Below are 19006 nucleotides of genomic sequence, written 5' to 3' on the forward strand. Positions count from 1 at the left end.
GGATTCACCGGGCCGTCGAGGAGGCGGAAATCATGGGACTCGGAGGATGCATTCTCCTGATCGGTGCCGGGGCGATCCTGGCGTTCGCCACCGACTGGGAAATGGATACCGTCAACGTCGACCTGGTCGGCTGGATCATGATGCTCGTCGGCCTCGTCGGGGTCTTCGTCTACGTGAGCATCGCGCGGCGCCGCCGCATGGTCGTGCCGCCCACCACCACGGTCGTCTCGGAGGACGAGCGCCGCTACCAGTGAGCTGACGACCCGACAGGCCTCATGGCGCCGGCACGTGCCCTGAGAGCACGTGGCGCGACGCCGCCGGGTCGGTCCGTCGTCAGCCCCGGTCGTCCATCCCGGCCAGCACCAGCGGGAGCCTGGACGTCCCTCCGGCGGTGACGCTCACGGGGACGCCCCAGTCCTGCTGGTGCACATGGCAGGCCGGGTACTCGTTGTCCGGGTCGTCGTCGCAGGACGCCGCCATCGCGGACACATGCAGAACACCCTCGGTGACCCCGTCCGCGAGGACCAGGTCACGACCCAGATCCGTCCCCTGGCCCGACCCCTCGGCCAGCAGCTCCGGCGGGGTCGAGGAGACCAGCAGCCGGGTGGAGGGGCCGTAACGGGTGTCGAGCTTCTGCCCTGCCGGCGCCTGGAAGACCACGTCAAGCCTCAGCGTGCCGGCGGCGACCTCGGTGGCCGCGCGCTGGGTGCGGTGGGCCCGGTCCGCGACCCGCACGGCCTCCTCGGGAAGCCGCAGCCGGGTCAGCCGGTGCCGTGCGGACTCGACGACGACCAGATCGCCGTCCACCAGGACCGCGTCGCTCGGCTCCCGCAGATCGGTGGCCAGCGTGGTGACCTCGCCGCTCTCCGGGTCGTACCGCCGCAGCGCGTGGTTGTAGGTGTCGCTCACGGCCACGGAGCCGTCGGGGAGGGCCGTGACGCCCAGCGGGTGCTGGAAAAGCGCCTGCTCCGCGGGGCCGTCGCGGTGGCCGAAGTCGAAGAGGCCGGTACCGACGGCGGTGTGGACCGCGCCCTCCGGGTCCACGTAGCGCAGCGAGGAGGTCTCGGAGTCGGCGACCCAGAGACGGTCGCCGGCCGCCGCCAGACCGGACGGCTGCGCGAACCACGCCTCGTCCCCGGGCCCGTCGACCAGTCCCTCGTTGGTCGTCCCGGCGGCGACCCGCACCGTGCCCTGCCCGGGGTCGTACGTCCACAGCTGGTGCACCCCGGCCATCGCGATCCACAGCCGGTCGCCGAACCAGGCGATGTCCCACGGCGACGACAGGTCCACCTCCGTGGCCGGGCCGCTGGTGGCGGAGCCCTGCCACCACTGGCGTCCGGTCCCGGCGAGCGTGGTCGTCACTCCCGTGGCGAGGTCGAGCGCCCTGATCGCGTGGTTGACGGTGTCGGCGACGGCGATCCGGCCGTCCGGCAGCACGGCGAGACCCTGCGGTTCGCTGAACCGGGCCTCGTCGCGGCCGCCGTCCGCGAATCCGCGCTCACCGGCGCCGAAGTGCCCCCGCACGGTCTCGCCGTCGGCATCCAGCTCGACCAGGCGGTGCCGGGTGGTGTCCGAGACCAGGAAGCCGCCGTCCGGGAGGGCGAGCGCCTTGCCGGGGAACCGCAGGTGTGTGGCGACGGGCTCCGGAGCGACGTAGGGGCCGTCGCCGCGGTGCAGGGTGCCCTTCGCGGCGTGCTCGGCCTCCAGCTCCTCGACCAGCTTCTCGATGGCGTGCGCGTGCCCCTCACCGGCGTGCTGTGCGACGACGTAGCCCTCGGGGTCCACGACGACGAGCGTGGGCCAGGCGCGGACGGCGTACTGCTTCCAGGTCGCGAGCTCGGGGTCGTCGAGCACGGGGTGGTGCACCTCGTACCGCTCGACGGCGTCGACCACGGCCTGGTGCTCAGCCTCGTGCACGAACTTCGGGGAGTGGACACCGATGATCACCACGGTGTCGCGGTGCTTCTCCTCCAACTCACGCAGCTCGTCGAGCACATGCAGACAGTTCACGCAGCAGAATGTCCAGAAATCCAGAATGACAATGCGTCCCCGCAGGTCAGCAAGGGTGTACTGCCGGTCGCCTGTATTGAGCCAGCCGCCCTTGCCGATCAGTTCGGGGGCGCGGACACGTGCACGTGCTGTCATGAGAACAGTCAACAGCACCGTGGCCTGCCCGCATTCCGGCAGGTCGTCGGGGAACCTGTGATCCATGAGACTTCTCGTGCGTGAGCGACTGCTCGGCGTCGGCGACGACTACTGGATCGAGGATGCGGACGGGCGGAAGCTCTTCCTCGTCGACGGCAAGGCCATGCGGCTCCGTGACACCTTCGAGCTGAAGGACACGAACGGCCAGGTGCTGGTGGAGATCCGCCAGAAGATGATCAGCCTGCGCGACACGATGCTGATCGAGCGGAACGGCGAGGAGCTCGCCAAGATCAAACGGAAGCGGCTCTCGCTCCTGCGCAACCACTACCGGGTGGCCCTGGTGGACGGCACCGAGCTCGACGTCAGCGGCAAGATCCTGGACCGCGAGTTCGCCATCGACTACGACGGGGAGCTGCTCGCGCAGATCTCCCGGCGGTGGCTGACCGTCCGCGACACCTACGGCGTCGACATCGTGCGGGAGGACGCCGATGTGCCGCTGCTTCTCGCCGTGGCGGTGTGCGTCATCGTCCTCGCGGACAAGGAGCACGACAATGATCACGACAAGGGCCACGACGAGGACTGACCGGCGGCCGGCCGGACCGCCGAGGGCCCGGTTTCACGTGAAACCGGGCCCTCGGGACGTCTGCGTACGGCTCAGGCCAGGCGCCGTGGCGCGAGGCCCAGGCGGCGGTCCTTGAGGGCCGGGAACTGCTCCCGGGTGGTGGTGGCCTTCGCCGGGTCGAACTCCACGGTGAGCACCTCCTCGCCGGCCCCGGCCTCGGCGAGCACCTCGCCCCAGGGGTCGACGACGATGCTGTGGCCCGCCTGCTCGACCCCCGCGTGGGTACCGGCCGACCCGACCGCCAGGACGTACGCCTGGTTCTCGACCGCGCGGGCCTGCGCCAGCAGGGTCCAGTGCGAACGACGGCGCTCCGGCCAGCCGGCCGCGACGATCAGGGTCTCGGCCCCCGCGTCGACGAGCCCCCGGAACTGCTCGGGGAAGCGCAGGTCGTAGCAGGTGGCGAGGCCGACCACGGTCTCCGGCAGAGCGACGGTGACGAGTTCCTCTCCAGCCCCCATGAGCACCGCCTCGCCCTTGTCGAAGCCGAAGCGATGGATCTTGCGGTAGGCGGCGGCCCGCTCACCCTCGGGCGAGAAGACCAGCGAGGTGTTGTAGAGGGTGCCGTCCTCGGCACGCTCGACGAACGACCCGGCATGCAGCCAGACCCCGGCCTCGGCCGCCGCCTTCGCCATGACGTCGTGGGTGGGGCCTTGCAGGGGCTCGGCCTCATCGGCGAACGCGGTGTAGGCGAACGCACCGACCGGCCAGAGCTCGGGGAGGAGGACCAGGTCCGCACCCCGCTGGGCCACGACCAGCGAAGCCGCGCGCTCTCTACGGGAATTGACCGATTCATCCGGGTTTACTGCGATCTGGATGAGAGAGGCGTGCACACTACCACCGTCCTGGCATGGAAGCCGTCAACGCGGGCCTACGATCGTCACACGAAAGCACTGCCGGGGTGCCTGCTCGCAGCGTAACTTAGCGAGCGAACCTCCCACGCAGCCCGCAGACAGCGACGTCGGTGCCGGCCCTCCCGTCGGCACTCCCTGCTCTCCAGCCCATGCACCGCAGAACCGCACGAGGGGTCCCGTGACCGTCCATCCCAGCCTCCAGACCTATGCCGATGCCTGGACCCACTCCGTCGAGTCGATATCCGAGCTGGTCAAGCCGCTCGTCGAGGGGGAGTGGAACCGCCGGACACCCTGTCCGGGCTGGTCGGTACGCGACATCGTCTCGCACGTCATCGGCATGGAGTGCGAGCAGCTCGGCGACCCCCGCCCGATCCACACGCTGCCGCGCGACCTCTACCACGTGCAGAACGACCACCAGCGCTACATGGAGATGCAGGTCGACGTACGGCGCCACCACACCGCGCCGGAGATGACCTCGGAGCTGGAGTACACGCTCATCCGGCGCATGCGTCAGCTGCGCAACGAGTCGCGCGCCCCCGAGACCATGGTGCGGGCACCCCTCGGCGCCGAGCAGACGCTGGAACTGGCACTGCGGATGCGGGCGTTCGACGTCTGGGTGCACGAGCAGGACCTGCGCACCACGCTGGGACAGCCCGGCAATCTGGATTCCCCCGGCGCCCTCGTCGTCCGGGACACGCTGCTGGTCGGACTGGCGAAGGTGGTCGCCAAGGACGCGGGCGCGCCGCCCAATTCGGCCGTGGTCTTCGATGTGCACGGCCCGCTGGAGTTCCTGCGTACGGTCAGGGTCGACGGCGAGGGCCGCGGTTCGGTCGACGGCGCGCCGTCGCTGGGCCCCGCGGCGACCTTGGCGATGGACTGGGAGACGTACTACCGGCTGGCCTGCGGCCGGGTCCGGGCGCAGGCCGTGGAGGACCGGATCAAGATCGAGGGCGACCAGGAGCTGGCGGCGGAGATCCTGCGTCACTTCGCCGTGACCCCGTGACCCCGTGACCCCGTGACCGGCGGCGCCCGCCCGTGGACAGGCCGGGACGGGCGCGCCGCCGGGACCGCCGTCAGGCGGGGACGTGCACGGCTTCGACCCGGCTGACGACGTGGTGGTCGCGTTCCCTGTGGGTGGCGCCGGCGTGCAGCCGCAGGATCTGTACGACGCCGAGCGCCTCCAGGACGAAGACCGACGCGAACGCGACGCGGTAGTTGTCCCCGGTCGCGTCCAGCAGGACGCCGACCGCGAACAGTGTCGTCATCGAGGCGACGAAGCCGCCCATGTTGACGATGCCGGAAGCGGTGCCCTGGCGTTCCGGCGGATTGGCCGGCCGGCCGAAGTCGAAGCCGATCATCGAGGCCGGTCCGCAGGAACCGAGCACCACGCACAGGGTGATCAGCAGCCACATCGGCGCGTGGTCGGCGGGGTAGAAGATCGTCGACGCCCAGAGCAGGGCGGTCAGCGCGACCGTCCCCAGGGCCAGCGGGGCGCGCGCCGCGTGGTGTCGGGCGATGATCTGCCCGTAGACGAGCCCCACGACCATGTTGGAGAGCACCACCAGGGTGAGCAGCTCACCGGCGGTGCCCCGGCTCAGCCCCTGCGCCTCGACCAGGAACGGCATGCCCCACAGCAGCAGGAAGACCATGGCGGGGAACTGCGTGGTGAAGTGCACCCACATGCCCAGGCGGGTGCCCGGCTCCCGCCAGGCAGCGGCGATCTGCTTCCGCACGTACGCCGCTCCGGCGTGCTCGGCGGGCGGGGGCTCGTGGCCCTCGGGGTGGTCCTTGAGGAAGAGCAGCAGCAGTACCAGCACGACCACGCCGGCCAGCGAGCTGCCGACGAAGGTCGCTGTCCACCCGAAGCCGTGCAGAGCGCGGGCGATGACGAGGGTCGAGACGAGGTTGCCCGCCATCCCGCAGAGCCCGGCCACCTGTCCGATCAGCGGCCCGCGCCGGGCCGGGAACCACCGGGCGCCGAGCCGCAGCACGCTGATGAACGTCATCGCGTCGCCGCAGCCGAGCATCGCGCGGGAGGCGAGGGCCATGCCGTACGAGGGGGAGAGCGCGAAGCCCAGCTGCCCCAGCGTGAAGAGCACCACCCCGATGGTGAGGACCTTCTTGGTGCCGAGCCTGTCGACCATGAGGCCCACGGGTATCTGCATGCCGGCGTAGACGAGCAGCTGCAGGATGGAGAACGTCGACAGGGCCGAGGCGTTGACCTCGAACCGGTCGGCGGCGTCGAGCCCGGCGACGCCCAGACTCGTACGGAAGATGATGGCGACGAAGTAGACGGCGACACCGATGCCCCAGACCCACACGGCACGCCGGCCGCCGGGCGGGTCTCCGGGCAGGGAGAGGGTGGGGGACGCGGAGCTCATCGGTCCTCACCCCGGACCAGCACCTTGACCCGGCTGACGTGGCGCCGCACGACCTGTGCGGCGCCCTCGGCGTCGCCGGCCCTGATGGCGTCCAGCAGCTCACCGTGCTCGGTGATGTTGGCGGCGATCCTGCCGGGGTGCGCCTCCATCACGGCCACGCCCATGCGCAGCTGCCGGTCACGGAGCTGGTCGTAGAGGCGGGAGAGGATCTCGTTGCCCGCGTTCTTCACGATCTCGGCGTGGAAGCACCGGTCCTTGACGGAGACCGCTGCCAGATCCCCCGCCTCGGCGAGCTCCCGCTGCTCCTCCAGGAGCCGCTCCAGCCGGGCGATCAGCTGCGCCGACGCGGGCACGGCCTTCCGCGCGGCGAACTCCTCCACGAGCAGCCGGGTCTCCACCACATCGGAGATCTCCTGCGCGGAGACCGCGAGCACCAGCGCACCCTTCTTCGGGTAGAGCTTGATCAGCCCTTCGACCTCGAGCCGGAGCAGCGCTTCCCGCACGGGGGTCCGGGACACACCGACGGCCTCGGCCAGGTCGCCCTCGGTGAGGAGCGTGCCGCCCTCGTAGCGGCGGTCGAGGACGGCTTCCTTGATGTGGGTGTAGACGCGCTCGGCTGCGGGCGGGGGCTTGGGGGCCGCCTTGCGGGCGTCGGGTTCGGCGGTGGGTGCGGCAGGCATGAACACAGCATAGATACAAGATGGGTGCGTCCGTCTCCCCGTCCGCGATCCGGACGGGGAGACGGCCGTCCGACCTGGTGTCCGGCCGAGCCCCGGCCGGGTGTGAAATCACCCGTACGAGAGGGCATCCATCCGGGCGTCTCGCGAGTCTCACCACCGAGCGGCACCCCATGTGGCCGCATTTCAGGTGTATTTGGAGCGTTCGACTTGAAAACTGGTCTTAAGGGCATAAACCGCGCAAGCGTCGCCGCCACCGTCACTCTCACCGCGGGCGCCGTCCTCGCGGGCGGCGCGTTCGCCTCCACGGCTCAGGCCGCGGCACCGCCGACGCCCACGATCGCCGCCAAGGGCGGCTTCGTGATGAACAGCGGCACCGCGAAGACGCTCTACGGAAAAGCCGCGGACACCCGCCGCTCCACCGGCTCCACGACGAAGATCATGACCGCCAAGGTGGTGCTGGCACAGAAGAACCTGAACCTTGATGCCAAGGTCACGGTCCAGAAGGCGTACAGCGACTACATCGTCAACAACACCGCATCGTCGGCCCGGCTGATCGTCGGCGACAAGGTCACGGTCCGTCAGCTCCTGTACGGCCTGATGCTGCCGTCGGGCTGCGACGCCGCCTACGCCCTCGCCGACAAGTTCGGCTCCGGCTCCACGCGCGCGGCCCGGGTGAAGTCCTTCATCGGCAAGATGAACGCCTCCGCGAAGAGCCTCGGCCTGAAGAACACCCGTTTCGACTCGTTCGACGGCATCGGCAGCGGCTCGAACTACTCCACGCCGCGTGACCTGACGAAGATCGCCGGCAGCGCGATGAAGAACTCCACGTTCCGCGCGATCGTGAAGACGAAGTCCACCAAGCAGAAGGTCACGACGAAGAGCGGCGGCTACCGCTACATGTCGTGGTCGAACACCAACCCGCTGCTGGGCAGTTACAGCGGCGCGATCGGCGTGAAGACCGGCTCGGGCCCCTCGGCCAAGTACTGCCTGGTCTTCGCCGCGACCCGTAACGGCAAGACGGTCATCGGGACCGTCCTCACCTCGACGTCCGCCACCACCCGGACGTCCGACGCGAAGAAGCTCCTGGACTACGCCTTCAAGAAGTGACCCGTCCGCACACACGCGAAGGGGCCCGCCGCATCGCGCGGCGGGCCCCTCTGCGTGGCTTCCTAGCCCCAGGTGATCAGCCGCTTCGGCTGCTCCAGGATCGCCGCGACGTCCGCGAGCACCTTGGAGCCGAGCTCGCCGTCGACCAGCCGGTGGTCGAAGGAGAGCGCCAGTGTGGTGACCTGGCGGGGCTTCACCTTGCCCTTGTGGACCCACGGCTGGAGCTTGATCGTCCCGACCGCGAGGATCGCGGACTCGCCCGGGTTCAGGATCGGCGTACCCGTGTCGACGCCGAAGACGCCGACGTTGGTGATGGTCACCGTGCCGCCCGCCATGGCCGCGGGGGACGTCCTGCCCTCACGTGCCGTGGAGACCAGCTCGCCCAGTGCCTCGCCCAGCTGGGGCAGGGTCTTGTCGTGCGCGTCCTTGATGTTCGGCACGATCAGACCGCGCGGGGTGGCGGCGGCGATGCCCAGGTTGACGTAGTGCTTCTGCACGATCTCCTGGTTGGTCTCGTCCCAGGCGGCGTTGACGCCGGGGTTGCGCTTGATCGCGACCAGGAGCGCCTTGGCGATGATCAGGAGCGGATTGACCCGGACCCCCGCCATCTCCTTGTCCTCCTTGAGCTCCGCCACGAGCTTCATCGTGCGCGTCACGTCGACGGTCACGAACTCGGTGACGTGCGGCGCGGTGAAGGCGCTGCCGACCATGGCCTGCGCGATGGCCTTGCGCACGCCCTTGACGGGGATGCGGGTCTCACGGCCCGCCCGGTCCACCGGTACCGCCACGGGCGCGGGGGCCGGGGCGGCCTCCTCGGCCCGTACGGCGGCCTCGGCGGGGGCGGGGGTGACAGCCGCGTGGACGTCCTCGCGGGTGATCACGCCACCCTCCCCGGTCGGGGTGACCGTGGCGAGGTCGATGCCCAGGTCCTTCGCCAGCTTGCGCACCGGCGGCTTGGCGAGGGGACGGCTCTCCACGGCCTTCGCGCCGTTGCCGTTGATCTCGGCCTGGATCGCGGCGGCGGCCGGCCCCGGGATCTCGGCCCCCTTGCGGGCCCGGCGCTTGGTGGAGCTCTCCGCCACGCCGTAGCCGACGAGCACCGGCTGACGGCCCTTGGGCGCTTCCGCCTCGGCCTCCGGTCCGGCTTCCGGCACGGGCTGCTGAACGGTTTCCGCCGCGGTGTTCTGCGCGGCGGGGGCGTCACCGCTGCCCGGTGCCACGTCCACCGCGATGATCACCTCGCCGACGTCGACGGTCGAGCCCTCGGGGAAGCGCAGCTCGTGCACCACCCCGTCGAACGGGATCGGCAGCTCGACGGCGGCCTTGGCGGTCTCGACCTCGCAGACCACCTGGCCGTCCGTGACGGTGTCGCCGGGCTGGACGAACCACTTGAGGATTTCCGCCTCGGTCAGTCCCTCGCCCACGTCGGGCATCTTGAACTCACGGAAACGCGCGGACGTTTCGGTCATCGTCGTCACGACCCTCTCCTCAGTACGCCAGCGAGCGGTCGACGGCGTCGAGCACCCTGTCGAGCCCCGGCAGGTACTCGTCCTCGAGCCGGGCCGGCGGGTAGGGGGCGTGGTAGCCGCCGACCCGCAGCACCGGCGCTTCGAGATGGTAGAAGCAGCGCTCGGTGATCCGGGCCGCGATCTCCGCCCCGGAGCCGTAGAACACCGGCGCCTCGTGGACCACCACGAGCCGGCGGGTCTTCTCGACCGAGGTCTGTACGGCGTCGAAGTCGATCGGGGACATCGACCGCAGGTCCAGGACCTCGATCGACTTGCCCTCCTCCTGCGCCGCGGCGGCCGCCTCCAGGCAGACCTTCACCATCGGGCCGTACGCGACGAGCGTGAGGTCGGAGCCCTCACGGGCCACGGCTGCCTTGTGGAGCGGACCGGGGATGGACTCGGTGTCGAGCTCCCCCTTGTCCCAGTAGCGCCGCTTGGGCTCGAAGAAGATGATCGGGTCGTCGCTCTGGACGGCCTGCTGCATCATCCAGTAGGCATCGCTCGCGTTGGACGGCGAGACGACCTTCAGCCCCGCCACGTGCGCGAACAGCGCCTCGGGCGACTCACTGTGGTGCTCCACGGCACCGATGCCGCCGCCGTACGGGATGCGGATGACGACCGGCATCTTGATCTTGCCGAGGGACCGGGCGTGCATCTTCGCGAGCTGCGTGACGATCTGGTCGTACGCGGGGAAGACGAAGCCGTCGAACTGGATCTCGACGATCGGGCGGTATCCGCGCAGCGCCAGGCCGATCGCCGTACCGACGATGCCGGACTCCGCGAGCGGGGTGTCGATGACCCGGTCCTCGCCGAAGTCCTTCTGGAGGCCGTCCGTGATGCGGAAGACCCCGCCGAGCTTGCCGACGTCCTCACCCATGATGAGGACCTTGGGGTCGGTCTCGAGAGCCTTGCGCAGCGACTCGTTGAGCGCCTTCGCGATGGACATCTTCTCAGCGGCCATGGCTAGTTGCCCTCCTCGGCGAACGATGCCTGGTAGGCGGCGAACTGGGCGCGCTCCTCGTCGACGAGCGGGTTGCCGTCGGCGTAGGCGTGGTCGAAGATCGCCAGCCGGTCCGGGTCGGGCATGGCCCGCACCGCTTCGCGGACCCGCTTGCCGAGGGTCTCGCTCTCCTCCTCCAGCGCGGTGAAGTACGCCGCGTCGGCGAGGTCCTGCTTCTCCAGGTACGTACGCAGCCGGAGGATCGGGTCCTTGGCCTCCCAGGCCGCCCGCTCCTCGTCCGCCCGGTACTTGGTCGGGTCGTCGGAGGTGGTGTGGGCACCCATCCGGTACGTGAACGCCTCGACGAGGGTGGGCCCCTCGCCCCGCCGGGCCCGCTCCAGCGCCGACCTGGTGACGGCGAGGCACGCGAGTACGTCGTTGCCGTCGACCCGCACCCCCGGGAAGCCGAAGCCCTGCGCGCGCTGGTAGAGCGGCACGCGGGTCTGCTTCTCGGTCGGCTCGGAGATCGCCCACTGGTTGTTCTGGCAGAAGAACACGACGGGGGCGTTGTAGACGGCGGAGAAGGTGAAGGCCTCCGCGACATCGCCCTGGCTGGAGGCGCCGTCGCCGAAGTACGCGATCACGGCCGAGTCCGCGCCGTCCTTGGCGACGCCCATGGCGTAGCCGGTGGCGTGCAGGGTCTGTGAGCCGATGACGATCGTGTACAGGTGGAAGTTGTTGGTGTTCGGGTCCCAGCCGCCGTGGTTCACCCCGCGGAACATCCCGAGCAGATTGGTCGGGTCGACGCCCCGGCACCAGGCGACGCCGTGCTCCCGGTAGGTCGGGAAGACGTAGTCGTCGTCGCGCAGCGCCCGGCCGGAGCCGATCTGCGCGGCCTCCTGGCCCAGCAGCGAGGCCCACAGGCCCAGCTCGCCCTGGCGCTGGAGCGCGGTGGCCTCGGCGTCGAAGCGGCGGGTCAGGACCATGTCCCGGTAGAGACCACGGAGCTCGTCCGCGCTCAGGTCGATCTCGAATTCCGGGTGCTCGACGCGCTCGCCCTCGGGCGTCAGCAGCTGTACCAGCTGGGGCTCGGAACTTTGTGGCGTCTTCGCGGCGCTGGTCCGCTTGCTGCTGCGTCGCGGTTTGCGCGCGGCAGTGCTCTCCACGGTCACGTGCGTGCTCCTCCGTCGGTCCGGCCCCCGGGATGGCCGGGAACCAGTGCGGCTCGCCTGTGTCCGGACCCGTGCACGGGGTGGGTGCCACTCGGCCGGGAACAGGCGTGACAGGTGCCCCGGCGAGCGTCCTGTCATAAGCACGTTACCCAGTGCATCGCATAACTGCGAAACACCTTGTGACCTGCGTTTTTGCTTGGATTTCCAAGTAAATCCAGAAAATCGCCAAGTCCCGCTGGTCACAGCACTGGTAACAGCCTTGCAGGCGGCCGGAACAACGGCACGTTATCCCGGCCGGCAGTCGCAGGGAAGGGCGGACGACTAAGGAGTGTGTGAGACTGCGAATGTGCGCGAAGAAGGAAAAATCACGGTATTCCTGCTCGATGATCACGAAGTCGTCCGCCGCGGAGTTCACGAGCTGCTGTCCTCCGAGGAGGACATCGAGGTCGTCGGCGAGGCGGGCACGGCCGCGGACGCGCTCGCGCGGATCCCGGCGACCCGCCCCGACGTCGCCGTCCTGGACGTCCGGCTGCCGGACGGCAGCGGGGTGGAGGTCTGCCGCGAGGTCCGCTCGCGGGACGAGAACATCAAGTGCCTCATGCTCACCTCGTACGCCGATGACGAGGCCCTCTTCGACGCGATCATGGCGGGCGCCTCGGGGTACGTACTGAAGGCCATCCGCGGCAGCGAGCTGCTCAGCGCCGTGCGCGACGTGGCGGCCGGCAAGTCCCTGCTGGACCCGGCGGCCACCGCCCGCGTGCTGGAGCGGCTGCGCGAGGGCAAGGACGGCAAGGGCGACGACCGTCTCGCCGGGCTGACCGAGCAGGAGCGCAAGATCCTCGACCTGATCGGCGAAGGGCTGACGAACCGGGTGATCGGCGAGCGGCTGCACCTTGCCGAGAAGACCATCAAGAACTACGTCTCCAGCCTGCTCTCCAAGCTGGGCATGGAGCGGCGTTCTCAGGCGGCGGCGTACGTGGCGAGGCTTCAGGCAGAGAAGCGCTGAAGGGCCGGGGCAGGGACTTTGGTCCCTGGCCGTCGGGGGCGGCGGACCCTTACCCGGCTCCTACCTGTCGCGGAGAGTGGGGGCATGCTTTCTTCCCGCCCCTCCGACACCGGCACCGCGGCAGGTTCCGGCACCTTCGGCCCTTCCGGCCCGTCGGCCTCCACCGTCTCCTCCATGGCGGACAAGCGCCGGGCCATCGAGCTGCTCGGCAGTGTCCGCTACGGCCGGCTGGCCATGAGCATGCGGGCCCTGCCCTTCCTGGCGGTGGCCCGGCACCTGGTGGTCGAGGGCGCTGTCGTCCTGCGGATGCACAGAGGACTCGGCTTCCACGAGTCCTGCGACGGAAGCGTCATCGCCTACGGGGCGGACAACTTCAACTCCCCCGCGTCCGGCGGTGCGGAGGACCTCTGGTCGGTGCAGTTCACCGGCCCCGCCGAGATCGTGGAACCCGTCTCCGACCAGCGCGAACGCTTCGGGGCCGGCCCGGCCGAGGTGAACGGCGAGCACTTCGATCCGGTGTATCTGAGGCTCGATCCGCACCTCTCCCATATGCACACTCTGATCTTCGACGCAAGTCCGTAAAACCGGCCACTCAGCGTCACCTAACATGTGGCGAGTGCTGCGCTCATCTGTGACCCTCCCGCCTGTCCCTCCGGTCGTCGAGGTCCTGCGCCGCTACCCGGACGCCGGTGAGCCCCTCGCGTGCGAACCGATCGCCAAGGGCCTGCTCAACCACGGTTACCGCGTGTCCACCACCCGCGGCTCGTACTTCCTGAAGCACCATCTCGACAAGCACCACCTCGACGACGCCAGCGGCGACCACGCCACGATCGTCCGGCAGCACCGGGCGACCCAGCAGCTGCACTCCCTCGGTGTGCCGGTGGCCCCGCCGCTCTCGGACACGGAGGGTGACACGGTCACGGTGATCGACGGGCAGCGCTACGCCCTGCACCGGTGGGTGGACGGACTCCACCGGGACGGCGCCCAGCTGACGGCCGCCCAGTCGCGCCGCCTCGGGGCGCTGCTCGGCGCCGTGCACATGGGTCTGGAGCAGGTCATGGAGGCGGACCCTCCGCCGCCTCCGGTACGGGGCCAGAGCCCTGATCCCGCCGACACGTTCACGCTGATCGACGAGCTGCTGACGGCCGCGCGGCACATGGGCCCCCGGGACGCCTTCGACGAGCTCGCCGTGCACCGTCTCGTCGAGCGCCGCGCGCTGCTGGAGCAGCACGCGCACCGTCGCCCGCCCACGCCCGAGGGCTCTGCCAGGGGATGGGTGCACGGCGACTTCCACCCGCTGAACCTCCTCTACCGGGGCGCCGACCCCGTCGCGATCGTGGACTGGGACCGGCTCGGCGTGCAGCCGCGCGCCGAGGAGGCCGTACGGGCGGCGGCGATCTTCTTCGTCCGGCCGGACGGTGAACTGGCCCTGGAGAAGGTCCGGGCGTACGCCCGCGCCTACCGGCGATCGGCGGGCGCCGGAGCGGCCGAGCTGGCGGCCGCGGTGCACCGGGTGTGGTGGGAGCGCCTCAACGACTTCTGGATACTGCGCTGGCGCTACCGCCTGCACGACCGCAGGGCCGACCCGCAGTTCCCTGCGGTGTCGGCCCTGGCGGTGTGGTGGACGCGTGAGTACGAGGCGGTCGGCGAGGCCTTCACGGGGTGAGGCGCTTCGGCCCTGTGGCCTGCGGTCAGCCGGTCGTGCCCGCCGCGCCCTCCGCGGCGCCCTCCGCGGCACCCGACGATGTGCCGGTGGTGGTCCCCGTCGTCGTTCCCTCGGCGTCGCCGGTGCCACCGTCGTCGGTGCCGCCGTCGTCGGCGCCACCGTCCTCACCGGTGCCACCGTCCGTCGTCGTGCTGCCGCCGCCGTCGCTCGTACCCGGGTCCGGCGTCGTGGGTGTCGCCGTCGGCTCCTGTGTCGGCTCGGTCGGGTCGTTCGTCGGAGTCCACGTCGGCTCGTCGGTGGGCCACGTCTGACCCCCGTTGGAGGTGTCCGGCTCCTCGGTCTCCTCCGTTGCCTCGTCGGTCGGCTCCGCCGAGGACTGGGTCGGTGACGGGGTGGACGACGTGGAGGGCGTGACCGGGGCCTTCTTGTTGCCGCCGTCGCCGTTGGCCGCCTGGAGGGCGAACGCGACGCCCGCACCGATCGCGATCAGCGCGAGCACGACGAACAGCCACATCTTGCCGCGACCGCCGCCTTCGCGATGACTGCCGCCCGCGTACGCCCCGTCGTCGGGGTTCATGGGCGGCAGGATCGGACCCTGCGAGGTGTCCCCGTGCATGGGGTGTCCCATGGCCGCCGTGCTGCCGCCGACGTTCATCGCGGCCGTGTGACCGCTGTCGTGCACGTTGACCGGGCCGGTGTTCCATGTGCCCGTGTGCCCGCCCTGGACCTGCAGCATCTGCAGGCTGTACTGGACGAGGCCGCGCATCTCCTCGGCGCTCTGGAAGCGGTCGTCCGGGTCCTTCGCGAGGGAGCGCATGACGAGGCCGTCCAGCTCCGGCGGGACGGCCCCGGCGGCCTGGGAGGGCGGGACCGGGGTGTCCTGGACGTGCTGGTAGACGACGGAGAGCGGGGTCTCGCCCGTGAACGGGGGCCGCAGGGCGAGCAGTTCGTAGAGCAGGCAGCCCGTGGCGTACAGGTCGGAGCGGTGGTCGACGGCCTTGCCGAGCGCCTGCTCGGGGGAGAGGTACTGGGGCGTGCCCATGACCATGCCGGTCTGGGTCATCGTCGACTGTGCGCCGTGCAGCGCGCGGGCGATGCCGAAGTCCATCACCTTGACCGCGCCGGAGTGCGTGATGATCACGTTCGCCGGCTTGATGTCGCGGTGCACGATGCCGTGCTGGTGGGAGTAGGCCAGCGCCTCCAGGACGCCCGAGACGATGATCAGCGCCTGCTCGGGCGGCGGGGCCTCGGCCTCGAGCAGCAGATCGCGGATGGTGTTGCCCTCGACGAGCTCCATCACGATGTACGGCACGGTCGACCCGCCCACGACGTCCTCACCGGAGTCGTACACGGCGACGATCGCGTGGTGGTTGAGCCCCGCGACCGACTGTGCCTCACGCGTGAAGCGGGCCTTGGAGACCGGGTCCTCGGCAAGGTCGGAACGGAGCAGCTTCACCGCCACCGTGCGCCCCAGACGGACGTCCTCCGCGGCGTAGACCTCGGCCATGCCGCCGCGGCCGAGCCGGTGGGTCATGCGGTAACGGCCGTCCCCGACCACACCGCCGACACCCCAGGAGTCGGTGCCATCCGAAACTCCGCCGCCGTTTGCTTCGGATCCGGGTGCCATCAGTCCTCGCCGTCGTATCTGTCCGCGCGTCCGCGGGTTCTCACGGTGCCTTGCTGCATTGCCACGTCACGCTACAGCCTCTGTCCGACACACCGGTTTCCAGAGTGACCGGTCATCCAATCGGCTCGCGTGCCTTACGCGCAAATTCCATGCTCTTCCTGTAACGCTTCCGAGACGCTTCTTGTGCGTAGGGTCACGGAACGGGCACCCGGCTTGACGTGTCGTACCCCTCGGGCAGACTTGGCCCGTAATAGGGATGATCGCGTCCGTCGGGCGCCGAGGGGGATGCAAGTCATGAGCCACGACGGGGCACACGGCGCACAGGGGCGCTACGCGGGCGGTTCCGTGGCCGGCGGCCGCTACCAGCTGCGCGACCTGCTCGGCGAGGGCGGCATGGCGTCCGTCTACCTCGCGTACGACTCGGCCCTCGACCGCCAGGTCGCCATCAAGACGCTGCACACGGAGCTGGGGCGCGAGCAGTCCTTCCGCGAGCGTTTCCGGCGCGAGGCGCAGGCCGTCGCCAAGCTCCAGCACACCAACATCGTCTCGGTGTTCGACACGGGCGAGGACGAGCTCGGCGGCGCGCTGATGCCGTACATCGTCATGGAGTACGTCGAGGGGCAGCCGCTCGGCTCCGTGCTCCAGTCGGACATCCAGCAGTACGGCGCGATGCCGGCCGACAAGGCGCTCAAGGTGACGGCCGACGTGCTCGCCGCCCTGGAGACCAGCCACGAGATGGGCCTGGTCCACCGCGACATCAAGCCCGGCAACGTGATGATGACCAAGCGCGGCGTCGTCAAGGTCATGGACTTCGGTATCGCCCGCGCCATGCAGTCCGGCGTCACCTCGATGACCCAGACCGGCATGGTCGTCGGCACGCCGCAGTACCTCTCCCCCGAGCAGGCGCTGGGCCGCGGCGTCGACGCGCGCTCCGACCTGTACTCGGTCGGCATCATGCTCTTCCAGCTGCTCACGGGACGCATCCCGTTCGACGCCGACTCGCCCCTCGCCATCGCGTACGCGCATGTGCAGGAGGAGCCGGTCGCCCCCTCCAGCATCAACCGGTCGGTCACACCCGCGATGGACGCCCTCGTCGCCCGCGCCCTGAAAAAGAACCCGAACGAGCGCTTCCCGAGCGCGGCGGCGATGCAGGACGAGATCGCGCGCGTGCTGAGCGCGAGCGGCCCCGCGGGTGCCCCGGTGATCATCGGCGGCGGCTCCCCGGCGAACAGCGGCTCGGGCGTCGGATCGGCGGTCTTCCCGCCCGTCGACCAGGCCACCCCGGCACCGCACAGCGTGCAGACGCCGTACCAGCCGCACCCCCACCAGCAGCACCAGCCGGGCCCGTACGGCGTACCGACCCCCGCCCCCACGCCGGGTTACGGCTACCCGCAGGCGGCCCAGCCGTACGGCACCCCGGCCCCGCTGGGGCACCAGACCCCGCCGCCGTACACGATGTCCCCGCAGACGGCGCCGGGCGCGGGCGGCAACGGCGGCTCCCGGCGCAACATGCCGGTCGTCGTGGGGTCGATCGTGGTCGCCCTGGTCGCGATCGGCGGCCTGATCGCCTTCCTCACCATGGACGGCGACTCGGAGAACGGCAAGGGCGGCGATCCGAGCTCCAGCGAGTCCAGCGTGGCGGGCGAGCACAAGGACCCGGAGCGGAACCGGACGATGGACACCGACAAGTGCACGGACGCGCCCGAGGACACGGACGACCCGGCGAAGGTCCAGGCCCCGAACTTCGTCTACAAGGACATCCTCTCCGCGAAGGCGTGCGCCATGGCCGCAGGCTGGACGGTCAAGGAGATCAAGGTGGAGGGCAACACCTACGCCGAGGACCAGGTCATCGACCAGTTCCCGACCGCGGGCACGGCCGTGGCCGAGCGGGACGCCCACTTCGAGCTGCGCATCGCGACGGGTGACCCCGCCTGACCGGCCAACCGCCTTCCTCCGTCCGCTGCCGGACCTTTCCGCACTGACCGGGTCAGGTGAGGTGCGGCGTCCGGACGCCGCTCGGGATGCCGGAGATATCGGTGCGTGTGACGCTGATCCCATGCCTCCAGGACTCCCGGCTTCACGGTCGTCACGGTGCGTCGCCTGTCTGGTGACAGCGGTCGGGGTGGCACTCGGGCCCCCCGCCCTGGCATACGGGGAGGACGGGGCCGTCGCGTCCTTACGCCCGGCACAGTCAGGACATTTGGCTCCGGCTGCGGTTCTGGCTCCGGTTCCGGCAAGACCCTCGGGCTCCTCCTCCCCCTCCGCGATCCCCTCCGCCACCGCCGCAGAGTCGCCTCTGGCCGGGCGGCAGGCCGGGGAGGGGCGGGCGCGGCCGGGGAGGTCCCTCTCCCCCCTGGAGGCCGCGGAGTCCGAGGCGGCGGCGGACGAGATGCCGCCGGATCCGGATCCCGTGAACGTGCCTGCGTTCACACCGCCGCCCGAGGCGTTCCCGGAGCCCGGTGAGAGTGCGCGGCAGCGGCAGGCGCTGGACCGACCCGCCCTGAAGCAGATGCGGGACGTGTCGCTGGGCAGCGGAATCGCTCTGGTCGGACTGGGGCTGGCCTTTCTGGCCCTCCGTATGCGCCGCCCGAACTGACCCGTCGGGCCGGCCGGAGCCTTGGCCAGGGACGCTTGCGCCGAACAACATACTGGGTATACATACTCAGTATGTCGATCCGTCACGGGCTGCTGGCCCTCCTTGAGCGGGGGCCTCGGTACGGCTCCCAGCTCCGCACCGAATTCGAGTCCCGCACCGGCTCCACCTGGCCGCTGAACGTGGGGCAGGTCTACACGACGCTCAGCCGTCTGGAGCGCGACGGCATGGTCGCCCAGGACGGTGAGGACGACGCGGGCCACGCGCTCCACTCGATCACCGAGGACGGGCGGAGCGAGCTGAGGCACTGGTTCGAGACCCCCGTCGACCGCAGCAGCCCGCCCCGCGACGAGCTGGCGATCAAGCTCGCGATGGCGGTCGGCGCGCCCGGTGTCGACATCCGCGCCGTCATCCAGTCCCAGCGGAGTCACACGCTGAAGGCGATGCAGGACTACACCCGGCTGAAGGCCCAGGCACTCGCCGACGTACCCGCCGACCGTGACGAGGTCGCCTGGCTGCTCGTCGTGGAGCAGCTGATCTTCCAGGCCGAGGCGGAGGCGCGCTGGCTCGACCACTGCGAGGCCCGTCTCGTGCGCCTCGCCGAGGCCGCCGCGACCGAACCCGCCGCACGCCCCGCCGCGTCCACGAGCCGCGGGGCCACGCGCTCCGCCGCCTCGCGCGCGTCCGCCCGCCGCTGACCACCGGCGG

18 protein-coding genes are annotated in these 19006 nt (G+C 70.5%); 10 read left to right on the forward strand and 8 right to left on the reverse strand.

The window, feature by feature from the left end; genetic code table 11:
• Positions 1 to 32: 32 nt before the first annotated feature.
• Entirely contained in the window at positions 33 to 254 is a 222-nt protein-coding gene (locus tag ACIBCU_RS16455) for a DUF6458 family protein (RefSeq protein WP_124277833.1), read from the forward strand.
• Between the two features lie 79 nt (positions 255 to 333).
• Here the strand turns inward: ACIBCU_RS16455 and ACIBCU_RS16460 are convergent, their stop codons facing one another.
• Complete coding sequence (locus ACIBCU_RS16460; protein WP_399231982.1) at positions 334 to 2145, reverse strand: NHL domain-containing thioredoxin family protein; 1812 nt, start codon at positions 2143 to 2145, stop codon at positions 334 to 336.
• Positions 2146 to 2209: 64 nt separating this feature from the next.
• On the opposite strand from ACIBCU_RS16460, the gene ACIBCU_RS16465 reads away from it, so the two are divergent.
• On the forward strand, positions 2210 to 2728 hold the full coding sequence (locus ACIBCU_RS16465; protein WP_362927460.1) for an LURP-one-related family protein: 519 nt from the start codon (positions 2210 to 2212) through the stop codon (positions 2726 to 2728).
• Positions 2729 to 2799: 71 nt separating this feature from the next.
• On the opposite strand, the gene ACIBCU_RS16470 is transcribed toward ACIBCU_RS16465, so the two are convergent.
• Positions 2800 to 3597, reverse strand: coding sequence for a carbon-nitrogen family hydrolase (locus tag ACIBCU_RS16470; RefSeq protein WP_362927461.1), 798 nt, complete (start codon positions 3595 to 3597; stop codon positions 2800 to 2802).
• Between the two features lie 199 nt (positions 3598 to 3796).
• On the opposite strand from ACIBCU_RS16470, the gene ACIBCU_RS16475 reads away from it, so the two are divergent.
• Complete coding sequence (locus ACIBCU_RS16475; RefSeq protein WP_362927462.1) at positions 3797 to 4621, forward strand: maleylpyruvate isomerase family mycothiol-dependent enzyme; 825 nt, start codon at positions 3797 to 3799, stop codon at positions 4619 to 4621.
• 70 nt (positions 4622 to 4691) lie between these two features.
• Here the strand turns inward: ACIBCU_RS16475 and ACIBCU_RS16480 are convergent, their stop codons facing one another.
• Positions 4692 to 5999 (reverse strand): MFS transporter, encoded by a 1308-nt coding sequence (locus ACIBCU_RS16480; RefSeq protein WP_362927463.1) that lies wholly within the window; start codon positions 5997 to 5999, stop codon positions 4692 to 4694.
• Positions 5996 to 6679 carry a GntR family transcriptional regulator gene (locus ACIBCU_RS16485; protein ID WP_399231985.1) on the reverse strand — a complete coding sequence of 228 codons (684 nt, stop codon included), beginning with the start codon at positions 6677 to 6679 and terminating at the stop codon, positions 5996 to 5998. Before ACIBCU_RS16485 ends, ACIBCU_RS16480 begins: the two co-directional genes overlap by 4 nt.
• A gap of 207 nt (positions 6680 to 6886) precedes the next feature.
• On the opposite strand from ACIBCU_RS16485, the gene ACIBCU_RS16490 reads away from it, so the two are divergent.
• Positions 6887 to 7786 (forward strand): D-alanyl-D-alanine carboxypeptidase family protein, encoded by a 900-nt coding sequence (locus tag ACIBCU_RS16490; protein ID WP_399231987.1) that lies wholly within the window; start codon positions 6887 to 6889, stop codon positions 7784 to 7786.
• Positions 7787 to 7848: 62 nt separating this feature from the next.
• Here ACIBCU_RS16490 and ACIBCU_RS16495 read toward each other — a convergent pair whose 3' ends face one another.
• The 3 genes from ACIBCU_RS16495 to pdhA are packed head-to-tail and all read right to left on the reverse strand — an operon-like array spanning position 7849 to position 11406.
• Positions 7849 to 9264: a dihydrolipoamide acetyltransferase family protein gene (locus ACIBCU_RS16495; protein WP_362927466.1), complete on the reverse strand. Its 1416-nt coding sequence runs from the start codon at positions 9262 to 9264 to the stop codon at positions 7849 to 7851.
• Positions 9265 to 9274: 10 nt separating this feature from the next.
• Positions 9275 to 10255, reverse strand: coding sequence for an alpha-ketoacid dehydrogenase subunit beta (locus tag ACIBCU_RS16500; protein WP_362927467.1), 981 nt, complete (start codon positions 10253 to 10255; stop codon positions 9275 to 9277).
• Positions 10256 to 10257: 2 nt separating this feature from the next.
• Positions 10258 to 11406, reverse strand: coding sequence for a pyruvate dehydrogenase (acetyl-transferring) E1 component subunit alpha (gene pdhA, locus ACIBCU_RS16505; RefSeq protein WP_362927468.1), 1149 nt, complete (start codon positions 11404 to 11406; stop codon positions 10258 to 10260).
• A 346-nt stretch (positions 11407 to 11752) separates the two neighbouring features.
• Here pdhA and ACIBCU_RS16510 point away from each other — a divergent pair, with 346 nt between their 5' ends.
• From ACIBCU_RS16510 to ACIBCU_RS16520, 3 genes are all read left to right on the forward strand, one after another.
• Complete coding sequence (locus ACIBCU_RS16510; RefSeq protein WP_362927469.1) at positions 11753 to 12412, forward strand: response regulator transcription factor; 660 nt, start codon at positions 11753 to 11755, stop codon at positions 12410 to 12412.
• 84 nt (positions 12413 to 12496) lie between these two features.
• Entirely contained in the window at positions 12497 to 12994 is a 498-nt protein-coding gene (locus ACIBCU_RS16515) for a pyridoxamine 5'-phosphate oxidase family protein (protein ID WP_362927470.1), read from the forward strand.
• A gap of 25 nt (positions 12995 to 13019) precedes the next feature.
• On the forward strand, positions 13020 to 14078 hold the full coding sequence (locus tag ACIBCU_RS16520; protein ID WP_362927471.1) for a phosphotransferase: 1059 nt from the start codon (positions 13020 to 13022) through the stop codon (positions 14076 to 14078).
• A gap of 25 nt (positions 14079 to 14103) precedes the next feature.
• On the opposite strand, the gene ACIBCU_RS16525 is transcribed toward ACIBCU_RS16520, so the two are convergent.
• Positions 14104 to 15705, reverse strand: coding sequence for a protein kinase (locus tag ACIBCU_RS16525; RefSeq protein ID WP_399231991.1), 1602 nt, complete (start codon positions 15703 to 15705; stop codon positions 14104 to 14106).
• Between the two features lie 294 nt (positions 15706 to 15999).
• Between ACIBCU_RS16525 and ACIBCU_RS16530 the strand changes: the two genes are divergently transcribed.
• The 3 genes from ACIBCU_RS16530 to ACIBCU_RS16540 all read left to right on the forward strand — a co-directional run bounded on the left by ACIBCU_RS16530 (position 16000) and on the right by ACIBCU_RS16540 (position 18996).
• Positions 16000 to 17640, forward strand: coding sequence for a protein kinase (locus ACIBCU_RS16530; protein WP_362927473.1), 1641 nt, complete (start codon positions 16000 to 16002; stop codon positions 17638 to 17640).
• Between the two features lie 475 nt (positions 17641 to 18115).
• The gene (locus tag ACIBCU_RS16535) at positions 18116 to 18301 is read left to right on the forward strand and encodes a hypothetical protein (protein ID WP_399231993.1); all 186 of its coding nucleotides are present in this window, start codon (positions 18116 to 18118) and stop codon (positions 18299 to 18301) included.
• Positions 18302 to 18372: 71 nt separating this feature from the next.
• Positions 18373 to 18996: a PadR family transcriptional regulator gene (locus ACIBCU_RS16540; protein WP_362927475.1), complete on the forward strand. Its 624-nt coding sequence runs from the start codon at positions 18373 to 18375 to the stop codon at positions 18994 to 18996.
• The last annotated feature ends 10 nt before the right edge of the window (positions 18997 to 19006 follow it).

Origin of the sequence: Streptomyces sp. NPDC051064, assembly GCF_044455985.1 — a bacterium.
In the GTDB taxonomy this organism is placed as follows: Bacteria; Actinomycetota; Actinomycetes; order Streptomycetales; family Streptomycetaceae; genus Streptomyces.

What these genes read in the sequence shown, in the direction of transcription:
- ACIBCU_RS16455 (WP_124277833.1), top strand. Translation starts at nt 33, where the DNA reads ATGGGACTCGGAGGATGCATTCTCCTGATCGGTGCCGGGGCGATCCTG.
- ACIBCU_RS16460 (WP_399231982.1), bottom strand. Translation starts at nt 2,145, where the DNA reads ATGACAGCACGTGCACGTGTCCGCGCCCCCGAACTGATCGGCAAGGGC.
- ACIBCU_RS16465 (WP_362927460.1), top strand. Translation starts at nt 2,210, where the DNA reads ATGAGACTTCTCGTGCGTGAGCGACTGCTCGGCGTCGGCGACGACTAC.
- ACIBCU_RS16480 (WP_362927463.1), bottom strand. Translation starts at nt 5,999, where the DNA reads ATGAGCTCCGCGTCCCCCACCCTCTCCCTGCCCGGAGACCCGCCCGGC.
- ACIBCU_RS16485 (WP_399231985.1), bottom strand. Translation starts at nt 6,679, where the DNA reads ATGCCTGCCGCACCCACCGCCGAACCCGACGCCCGCAAGGCGGCCCCC.
- ACIBCU_RS16500 (WP_362927467.1), bottom strand. Translation starts at nt 10,255, where the DNA reads ATGGCCGCTGAGAAGATGTCCATCGCGAAGGCGCTCAACGAGTCGCTG.
- ACIBCU_RS16515 (WP_362927470.1), top strand. Translation starts at nt 12,497, where the DNA reads ATGCTTTCTTCCCGCCCCTCCGACACCGGCACCGCGGCAGGTTCCGGC.
- ACIBCU_RS16520 (WP_362927471.1), top strand. Translation starts at nt 13,020, where the DNA reads ATGTGGCGAGTGCTGCGCTCATCTGTGACCCTCCCGCCTGTCCCTCCG.
- ACIBCU_RS16525 (WP_399231991.1), bottom strand. Translation starts at nt 15,705, where the DNA reads ATGGCACCCGGATCCGAAGCAAACGGCGGCGGAGTTTCGGATGGCACC.
- ACIBCU_RS16530 (WP_362927473.1), top strand. Translation starts at nt 16,000, where the DNA reads ATGAGCCACGACGGGGCACACGGCGCACAGGGGCGCTACGCGGGCGGT.
- ACIBCU_RS16540 (WP_362927475.1), top strand. Translation starts at nt 18,373, where the DNA reads ATGTCGATCCGTCACGGGCTGCTGGCCCTCCTTGAGCGGGGGCCTCGG.